General features: G+C 55.7%; 7 protein-coding genes and 1 rRNA gene. 3 read left to right on the plus strand and 5 right to left on the minus strand.

What is annotated here, in order from left to right:
* Positions 1–3: 3 nt before the first annotated feature.
* Genes rimI through K6123_RS22390 form a run of 3 tightly spaced genes read right to left on the minus strand, consistent with a single transcriptional unit; the run spans position 4 to position 2,791 of the window.
* Positions 4–459 carry a ribosomal protein S18-alanine N-acetyltransferase gene (rimI, locus tag K6123_RS22380; protein ID WP_221801775.1) on the minus strand — a complete coding sequence of 152 codons (456 nt, stop codon included), beginning with the start codon at positions 457–459 and terminating at the stop codon, positions 4–6.
* Positions 456–1,217 (minus strand): hypothetical protein, encoded by a 762-nt coding sequence (locus K6123_RS22385; RefSeq protein WP_221801776.1) that lies wholly within the window; start codon positions 1,215–1,217, stop codon positions 456–458. Before K6123_RS22385 ends, rimI begins: the two co-directional genes overlap by 4 nt.
* Positions 1,218–1,240: 23 nt before the next feature.
* A complete protein-coding gene (locus tag K6123_RS22390; protein ID WP_221801777.1) occupies positions 1,241–2,791 on the minus strand; it encodes a 2-isopropylmalate synthase in 1,551 nt (516 codons plus the stop codon).
* A gap of 241 nt (positions 2,792–3,032) precedes the next feature.
* On the opposite strand from K6123_RS22390, the gene imuA reads away from it, so the two are divergent.
* From imuA to K6123_RS22405, 3 genes are read left to right on the plus strand one after another with little or no spacing between them, the layout of a single operon-like run.
* Positions 3,033–3,701, plus strand: coding sequence for a translesion DNA synthesis-associated protein ImuA (gene imuA, locus K6123_RS22395; RefSeq protein WP_221801778.1), 669 nt, complete (start codon positions 3,033–3,035; stop codon positions 3,699–3,701).
* 18 nt (positions 3,702–3,719) lie between these two features.
* Positions 3,720–5,135, plus strand: coding sequence for a Y-family DNA polymerase (locus tag K6123_RS22400; protein ID WP_221801780.1), 1,416 nt, complete (start codon positions 3,720–3,722; stop codon positions 5,133–5,135).
* A gap of 4 nt (positions 5,136–5,139) precedes the next feature.
* Complete coding sequence (locus K6123_RS22405) at positions 5,140–8,268, plus strand: error-prone DNA polymerase (protein WP_221801782.1); 3,129 nt, start codon at positions 5,140–5,142, stop codon at positions 8,266–8,268.
* Here the strand turns inward: K6123_RS22405 and K6123_RS22410 are convergent.
* Both K6123_RS22410 and rrf read right to left on the minus strand, forming a co-directional pair.
* Positions 8,246–8,938, minus strand: coding sequence for a HEPN domain-containing protein (locus K6123_RS22410; protein WP_221801784.1), 693 nt, complete (start codon positions 8,936–8,938; stop codon positions 8,246–8,248). The two genes, K6123_RS22405 and K6123_RS22410, sit on opposite strands and share 23 nt — an antisense overlap.
* A 127-nt stretch (positions 8,939–9,065) precedes the next feature.
* Positions 9,066–9,143: ribosomal RNA gene (rrf, locus tag K6123_RS23545) — 5S ribosomal RNA — on the minus strand; the annotation flags it as partial.

Consider the following 9,143-nt stretch of genomic DNA (forward strand, 5'->3'; position numbering starts at 1 on the left):
CGCTTAGAGAACAAGTTCCTGGCAGTACAGCAAGGCGTCTTCCTTGCCGGTTGCCGTTGGATAATAGTTGGGCCTGACACCAACCTGGCAAAAGCCCAGTTTTTCGTACACCGCGATGGCAGGCGCATTGCTTTCACGCACATCCAGAAACATACGCTCGCAGCCGTCGTCCATCACCTGCTGCAACAATTGCTGCAATAACCACTGGCCATGGCCCTTGCCCTGCTGCGCCGGGTCAATGGCGATATCCATCAACTCGGCTTCGCCAACAATTTGCGGACAGACGGCAAATCCCAGCAGCTGCTGGCCATCCAGCAGTTTCCAGCTTGCCCCGGCCTTGCCCAGGTAACGTTCCATCACGGAGCGGCTCCAGGGATGAAAATGGCTGGCTTGCTCAATCGCCATAATGGCATCCAGATCATCCAGCCCGGCAGGCCGGAATTGCAGATCGCTGCTCATGCAAGCACACCTTTTAACGAAACCAATTGCAACCACAGTTGTTTTTTCAGGCGACCATCGGCCATCACCGCCGAGACGGATTCCGACATATAGCAGCCTGGTGTTTCAATTCGGCGCAGCCAGCGCTGGCTTTGTTCACCAAAGCCAATCACCTGGCGAGCACCGTGATGGGCAAAGTAGCTCCACTGTGCCCGCAGCGCCTGTTCGGCTACCGCCGCGCCCTGATCTTCACGGGCATGCTCGATAAACGGCCAGCGGAACATCACCGGTTCGCTGCGCAAGACTTCCCAGCCCATCGCCGCGCAAACCCGTGGCGCAAAGGCCAGCAAGTTGCCGAGTTCGTTGAAGTCATCACAGACCCACACCAGTTCATCGCCGAATTTTACGAAATGCAGCTCAAAGCGAGGGGGTGTCAGATCAACAGGCTCGTCGATTGGCAGCGGATTCGTGTTGGTAACCGGCTTGTCTGACTCAGCCACCGCCGGCGCTTCAACCTTGGCAGCAGTCTGCAAACCGGCATGATTTTGCTGACCATGATCGAGCAGCTGGGCCACCATATGGCCGCCCACGTGACGATCTTCCGCATGACGGAAATCCGGTAAATGGCCCGCTGGCAGCTCACCACTGCCATGCAACGAATCATCATTTTCCAGAAATGGCTGCAGCTGGCTGGCAGCAGCATTGGGAAGCGACTGACGGGGAATCCAGACCGGAATCCCCATCGCGCGCAGATATTGCTGACGAACGACTTCACGCATGCTGGTTGATTATTCCTGCAACCTCAAACGCCGTCGTTCTGTGGATGCTGACGCACCACATTGGAGTACAGCAGGTTCAGAGCGTGGATATAGGCCTTGGCAGAGGCGACAACAATATCGGTATCGGCACCGTTACCATTAACGATACGACCGCCTTTTTCCAGTCGCACGGTAACTTCACCCTGAGAATCAGTACCCTGGGTGATGGCGTTCACCGAGTACAGCTGCAGGCTGGCACCAGAATTGGCTACCTGCTCGATGGCTTTCAACGCGGCATCAACCGGGCCACTGCCTTCACTGCTGACCTTGTGTTCCTGACCGTCATGGCTGATGACCAGATCGGCTACCGGGGTTTCACCAGTGGCGGAACGGCTCGCCAGTGACACCAGTTTGAAAATATCCGGGGCGGTATTGGCAACGGTTTCACTCACCAGCGCCTGCAGGTCTTCATCGAATATTTCGTGTTTCTTGTCGGCCAGATCCTTGAAGCGGGCAAAGGCCTCGTTCAGGGCAGCATCGGTTTCGAAAGTCACGCCCAGCTCTTCCAGACGGCTGCGGAATGCGGCACGGCCGGAGTGCTTGCCCATGACCATCTTGTTGGCACCCCAACCGACGTCTTCCGCTTTCATGATTTCGTAGGTTTCACGGTGCTTCAGCACGCCATCCTGGTGAATACCGGATTCGTGAGCAAAGGCGTTGGCACCCACAATGGCCTTGTTCGGCTGTACCGGGAAACCGGTAATGCCAGACACCAGGCGGGAAGTCGGCACGATATGCGTGGTATCAATGCCGCAGTCGATGTTGAACAGGTCATGACGAGTACGGGTCGCCATCACAATCTCTTCCAGTGCTGCGTTACCGGCACGCTCGCCCAGACCATTGATGGTGCATTCGACCTGACGGGCACCGTTGGCCACGGCCGCCAACGAGTTGGCAACCGCCAGACCCAGGTCGTTGTGACAGTGCACAGAGAAGATCGCCTTGTCGGCGTTCGGAATACGTTGCAGCAGGGTTTTGATCTTGTAACCGAATTCTTCCGGAATGGCGTAACCGACGGTATCCGGAATATTGATGGTACGGGCACCGGCATCAATCGCAGCTTCGATGATACGACAGAGAAAATCCATATCGGAACGGCCAGCGTCTTCACAGGAAAACTCCACGTCTTCCACCAGGCTGCGGGCTTTTTTAACCGCGTAAATGGCCTGCTCCACCACCTGATCCGGCTGCATCCGCAGCTTGTATTGCATGTGGATCGGTGATGTCGCGATAAAGGTGTGAATACGGGCGCGCTCGGCCTTGCGCAGCGATTCTGCCGCCCGTTCGATGTCGTTGTCGACGGCACGCGCCAGACTGCACACGGTACTTTCACGAACGGCCTGAGCCACTGCGTCAATAGAGGCAAAGTCACCAGGAGAGGCGGCTGCAAAACCGGCTTCGATCACATCAACGCGCATTTTTTCCAGCGCCTTGCCGATGCGAACCTTTTCCTCTTTGGTCATGGATGCACCCGGGCTTTGCTCCCCGTCGCGCATGGTGGTATCGAAAATGACCAAACGTTCTGGCTGACTCATGCTTCTCTCCTGCTCGCTCTGACCGGTGAATTCCGGTTCTTTCTCACTGAGCAGCGATTATACGCCGCTAATGCCGCTGTCGCAGTAACTGTCTCGCCAATACACAGAATTCCAGCGCAGGCAGGCATGTCAGCCATAAGACAGTTATTGGGGCTTGCGCATCGCGCCAATATACTGTTTATTTATACAGTATATTGAGATTTAACGATCAAACGCGTCGACCGGCGCAAGGCGTTTCAGCATGCAGTCCGATTCATCCATGCAGACAACCAGTCACACCAACACAGCCCTCAGCCAGGTGCAGGATCAGGGCCAGGTCTGGCAGGCCTGCCGTCAGCCATCCTTGCCCGGCAGTGTTATTTCCAGCGGCTTTAGCGAGCTCGACCAGCAGCTGCCCGCCGGTGGCTGGCAGGCTGGTCAACTGTGTGAGATTTACCATCAGGGGCTTGGCAGTGGCGAGATCAGCCTGGTATTGCCAGCACTGGCAGAACTCAGCCAACAGCCTCGCTGGATCTTGTGGATTGCACCGCCAGCACTGCCCTACGCCCCGGCGCTGACACTCGCGGGGGTTAACCTCAAACACATTCTGGTGGTACACCCCAAGTCTTATCAGGAAGCAGTCTGGTGCATGGAGGAAGGCCTGCGCAGTGGCCATTGCAGCGCGGTGTTGGGCTGGCTGGCAGAATGGCACAAGCCGCATATTCGCCGTTTACAGGTCGCCGCCAACGACAGTCGCAGCCATTGCTGGCTATGGCCGCAAACCGGCTTTGATGCCAGCGGTTCTCCCGCCGCGCTGCGGCTGGGCGTACAGCGACTGTCTGCCAGCCAGTTACAGGTGCAATGTTTCAAGCGTCGCGGCAGCTGGCCGGGCAATCCGTTCAACATCGACCTGACCCAAAGCGCCAGCTGAGTTGGCCTGCAGACGGTTATGAAGCAACTCTGGCTCTATCTGTATTACCCGGATCTCTATCTGCACGGGCTGAATATTCCACCCTACCGCGCGGTGGCGCTGATTCAGTCCGCTACCCAGCTGGTCGTACAGTGCAATGCCAAAGCCCGTCAGGCCGGCGTCAAGCCCGAGATGTCGGTGGCGACCGCTGCCAGCCTGTGCCCGTCGCTGCACTGCCTGCCGTTCGATCCGGTGCAACAGCAACAACTGCTCGAACAGAAAGCCCTGTGGGCCTACCGTTTTGCCGCCCAGATTTGCCTCGATCCACCACAGGGCATGTGGCTGGAAGTCGGCAGCATGTTACAGCTGTTCGGCGGACTGGAGATGCTCTGGCGGCAAATTCAGCAAGCAGCTCCGCCACAATGGCCGCTGCAACTGGCGGTCGCTCCAGCTGCCCAGGCCGCCCGCCTGCTGGCGATCAACCAGCTGGGACAGCCCAGCACAGATACAGACGGGTTACGTCAACGACTACACAACTTGTCGCTGGCCCAGCTACAGCTTGAGCCCGCGCTTCAGCTCAAGTTGCAACGCATCGGTGCCAAACGACTGGCAGACCTGATCAAACTGCCACTCACCGGACTGGCAAGCCGCTACGGCATGGCGCTGGTCGATTATCTCGAGCGCATTCAGGGTCATCGTCGCCAGCCCATGCAATGGTTCGAGCCGCCTCTGCAGTTTCAGCAAGAAACCCTGTTTATTGAAGAAGTCGAACACAGGAACGGGCTGCTGTTTCCACTGCGGCCAATGCTGGCGTCGCTGTGTGGTTTGCTGCAACAACGCCAGCTGGCCACCCGCAGTCTGACCCTGCAGCTGCGCCACCGGGAATTGCCCGATACCGAATGGCAGCTGGGCTTTGCCCGTCATGAGCACAGGGAGCAGGAACTGCTGGCGCTACTGCGTTATCGGCTTGGCCAGTTCAGCTTGCCAGCTCCGGTCACGGCATTGCGACTGAGCGTCGACCAATTCCAGCCACGCCAGCCAGATTGTCAAAACGATTGGTCGAGTATCCTGGGCAGCCAACAAGTACCAACAGACCATAGTCTGCTGAACCGCTTGCAGGCACGACTACAGCATCAGCAGCTGTTTTATCTGGATGTCTGTGGCGACCCACGTCCGGAGCTGGCGGGCAGCTTGCTCAGTATTCATCAGAACAGAAGCCCGACTCCGGCGCGCCGTGGCCTGCAACGACCACTGTGGCTATTACATACTCCTGTGCCCTGCCAGCAACCAGCCAGAGACAGCCTGATCTCGTTACAACCTGAACGCATTTGCAGCGGTTGGTGGGACAACCAACCGATACGCCGAGACTATTACCTGAGCCAGCAACAGGGCCAGTTATTGTGGCTGTTCCGCGACGCCAGCCAACACTGGTTTATCCACGGCCTGTTTGGTTAATCAGATGAATCAGGACGTCGTAACCCCGGCCGCTCCGTTTGCCTACGCCGAACTGCATTGCATCAGTAACTTCAGTTTTTTGCGTGGCGCTTCTCACCCGGAAGAACTGATACAACGTGCCGCTGAATTAAACTATCACTCGTTAGCGATCACCGATGAATGTTCACTAGCGGGGGTTGTACGAGGCTGGCAAGCGCTCAAGGAATGGCAACAGCAGCATCCAGACAATCACGCTCCCAAACTCATCATTGGAGCTGAATTCCGCTGGCAGCAGCACTGCTTTGTTTTGTTAGCGCCCAGTCGCAAGGCTTACGCCGAGTTATGTCAGCTGATCAGCCGCTGTCGACGGGCAGCCAGCAAAGGGGAATACCGCTTTACTCCACAGGATTTGCTGGAATCTGCCCAGCTGTTATTACTCTGGCAACCAGCAGCAACAACCGATTTCAAGTCCGGATGGATTAAAACCTTGCGCAGTCATTTCCAGCATCGACTCTGGCTTCTGGCCGAACGCCTGCTCGATGAAAATGACAGCATAAGTTTTGACCAGCTACTGACAACCGCTGAACAGCTCCAGCTACCCGTTACCTGTGCCAGCCAGGTGCATATGCATCATCCGTCCCGCCAGCCACTACAGGACTGCCTGACGGCCATTCGATTGGGAGCCTGTGTGGCGGATATTCCCGCGCAACTCTTCAGCAATGCCGAACGCCACTTGCGGTCTCACAGCAAGCTGGCCAGTCTTTACAGTCAACCGCTGTTGGCCTCGACTGTTGAAATCGCCAACCGCTGCCAGTTTGAGCTGGACGAGATCAGCTATCAGTATCCTGATGACTGTGTACCGCAAGGTGTCTCGGCAACTGACTGGCTACGTCAGCAGGTTATTCAGGGCCAACAACGACGTTTCCCGGACGGTACACCCACCAGGGTACAAGCCACCATCGACAAGGAACTGGCGTTAATCGAACGCAAGCAATACGAGCATTACTTCCTCACCATTCATGACATCGTTCAGTTTGCCAAAAACGCAGGCATTCTCTGCCAGGGACGGGGCTCAGCGGCCAATTCTGTCGTCTGTTATTGCCTTGGAATTACCGAAGTGAATCCGGTTGAAGTCAGCCTGCTGTTCGAACGTTTTATCTCGGAGGAACGCAAGGAGCCGCCGGATATCGACGTCGATTTTGAAAGCCAGCGACGCGAAGAAGTGATCCAGTACATCTATCGCAAGTACGGTCGTGAACGCGCGGCATTGGCCGCGACAGTGATCAGTTATCGCCCGAAAAGCGCGGTGCGGGATATTGGCAAGGCGCTGGGGCTTGATCTGATGCAGCTTGAACATGTGATCGCCAATTTTGGCTGGCGTTATCGCGGTCCCAACTGGATTGATGAATTCGTTTCGCCAGCTCTGGGTCAGGTCGCGCTGCTGCATCAGTTCAAACAACGCCTGCAGGAGATACTCGGCTTTCCCCGTCATCTGTCACAACACGTTGGTGGTTTTGTAATTACAGCCGGACGCCTGACCGACCTGGTTCCAATCGAAAACGCCGCCATGGCTGATCGCACCGTGATCCAGTGGGACAAGGAAGATCTGGAAACCATGGGGCTGATGAAAATGGACGTGCTCGGATTGGGAATGCTGTCTGCGATTCGCCGGGCGCTTGCCATGCTGGGCGAACAACAGGGAAGAACCTTCTCGATTACGGATATCCCGCGCGAGGATCCGCCAACCTATCAGATGCTGCAGAAGGCAGATTCCGTGGGTGTCTTTCAGGTGGAAAGCCGGGCTCAGATGAACATGCTGCCACGGCTGAAACCGCGGAATTATTATGACCTTGTCATCGAGGTATCGATTGTTCGCCCCGGTCCGATTCACGGCGACATGGTGCATCCCTACCTGAAACGTCGTAACGGCGAAGAAGCTGCCGATTACCCGTTACCAGAACTCAAACCAATCCTGGAACGCACGTTAGGAATTCCACTGTTTCAGGAGCAGGTCATCGCTTTTGCCATGGAAATCGCCAACTTCAGTGCTGCCGAAGCCGATCTGCTACGCCGCTCGATGGCCAGCTGGCGCAAGAAAGGTCATATGCACCGGCTGCAAGCACGGCTCGCCAGCGCCATGAAGGAAAAAGGTTTCACCGAAGAATACATTCAACGCATCCAGCGACAGCTGGAGGGCTTTGGAGAATACGGCTTTCCGGAATCCCATGCCGCCAGTTTTGCCCTGCTCGTTTACATCACCGCCTGGCTGAAGTGCCACCATCCGGCCATTTTTTGCTGCGCACTATTGAACAGCCAGCCGATGGGCTTTTATAGCCCGGCACAGTTGATCGAAGATGCCCGCCATCATGGTGTCGTAACACTGCCAGTGGATATCAATGCCAGTCAGCGGGATCACATGCTGGAGCCGTATCAAGGTGAGCTGGCGATTCGGCTGGGATTACGGCTGGTAAGAGGGCTATCAGAACAGGCGGCACAGCAATTGATTTCAGCTCGTCCCCCACAGGGTTATAAAGACTTGTCCCAATGCCGTTATTTATCCGCTGTTGATGCTGCTGAATTAGCGGCTCTGGCATCAGCCAATGCGTTTGCGTCGCTACAGCAACAACGCCAACAAGCCAGTTGGATCGTCAGTGAAGCACTGGACAATGACCTTCTTGCAATGACTGCCAACGAGCCAGAGCCCTTCCAATGGCCGCTGGATTGCCCCAATGAAGTGGAAGAACTGCTGCAAGACTATCAGGCGCTAGGCTTATCTCTTGGCCGTCATCCAATTGAGATTCTTCGAGAACAGGGAAAGCTGGGACAGGCATATAGTGCTGCCTCGCTAAAATTCCAGGCTCATGAAACCGAGCTTTGGGTCGCCGGGCTGGTGACCTGTCGCCAACGGCCGGGAACCTCGGCAGGCGTCACCTTTGTGACGCTTGAGGATGAGACCGGTAATATCAATGTGGTGGTATGGCTGGATCTCGCCAAACGCCAGCTGCAGGAATTAACCCAGGCAAGGATTCTGCAGGTATTCGGCAAGCTCGAAAAAGATGACCACAGCGGTATCCTTCATATCATCGCCTACCGTCTTAACAACCTCAGCAGCGAGATGGAACAGCTGGCTGTCAGCTCCCATGACTTTCACTAGCCTCTCGTTTTCTAACCGGATAATAGGGTTCGCCCCAATGTTCGTCGGCATTATCCAGCATAATGGCAATCACCAGCGGCACCAGTGATGCCAGAATCTGACGACCGTCCATAACCTGGCTGCGATTAACACTGCCACCGCAGGTTGCACCGCCGTGAACCAGTTGATTGCGTAAGGTATAAAGCCGATCCATCACAATATTCAGTACCACATCCGTTTGCTGATTGGCCAACGCAGACTTTGAGTGATCTCGAGCGCGATTAAAGCTGATCTGCCACTCTTCAATACCAGCTTTCTGATTTTGGAAATCCCAGTAGCGCTGGTACACGTACTGATTGTCTAACAAGTGCTTGATGGCTTTCTGCCAGGTGTCCCACAGCAGGTCGCTGATCTGTCGATCACGGTCGAGCTGAACAATACGCTTGATAAAGAAATGAAAGGTATTTTCCTCAGGCTCTGGTTCGCTATGAGTATCGTTGGCATAGGCGGCATTCAAAGCAATCCAGAGAAAGATAAAAGCGCCATCGTCGTCTTCGCACAGCTCTGCCCGTTGCAACCAGCTCAGGGCGCGGTGGAGACGCAAGTCGAGAAACTCTGGCAAGCTGTCACGCAGGTTACGTTGACGCTCTTTCAGTAGTTCAAAAGACAAAGGGGATTCAGAGAGGGACATTGCCAGGGTTCCGTTCCAGACTGTATTGGCAAAAAGATAGCACGAGCCTGATTTCCAATAGCAGCTTTAAAAGCCCCTAAACGAAAAAAGCCCCGTCAGCATTAGCTGACGGGGCTTCTGTTTAAGAGCTTGACGATGACCTACTCTCACATGGGGAGACCCCACACTACCATCGGCGATGCTGCGTTTCACTTCTGAGTTCGGA

It is taken from the genome of Oceanobacter mangrovi (assembly GCF_019740315.1).
GTDB lineage: Bacteria > Pseudomonadota > Gammaproteobacteria > Pseudomonadales > Oceanobacteraceae > Oceanobacter > Oceanobacter mangrovi.

What these genes read in the sequence shown, in the direction of transcription:
- rimI (WP_221801775.1), bottom strand. Translation starts at nt 459, where the DNA reads ATGAGCAGCGATCTGCAATTCCGGCCTGCCGGGCTGGATGATCTGGAT.
- K6123_RS22385 (WP_221801776.1), bottom strand. Translation starts at nt 1,217, where the DNA reads ATGCGTGAAGTCGTTCGTCAGCAATATCTGCGCGCGATGGGGATTCCG.
- K6123_RS22390 (WP_221801777.1), bottom strand. Translation starts at nt 2,791, where the DNA reads ATGAGTCAGCCAGAACGTTTGGTCATTTTCGATACCACCATGCGCGAC.
- imuA (WP_221801778.1), top strand. Translation starts at nt 3,033, where the DNA reads ATGCAGTCCGATTCATCCATGCAGACAACCAGTCACACCAACACAGCC.
- K6123_RS22400 (WP_221801780.1), top strand. Translation starts at nt 3,720, where the DNA reads ATGAAGCAACTCTGGCTCTATCTGTATTACCCGGATCTCTATCTGCAC.
- K6123_RS22405 (WP_221801782.1), top strand. Translation starts at nt 5,140, where the DNA reads ATGAATCAGGACGTCGTAACCCCGGCCGCTCCGTTTGCCTACGCCGAA.
- K6123_RS22410 (WP_221801784.1), bottom strand. Translation starts at nt 8,938, where the DNA reads ATGTCCCTCTCTGAATCCCCTTTGTCTTTTGAACTACTGAAAGAGCGT.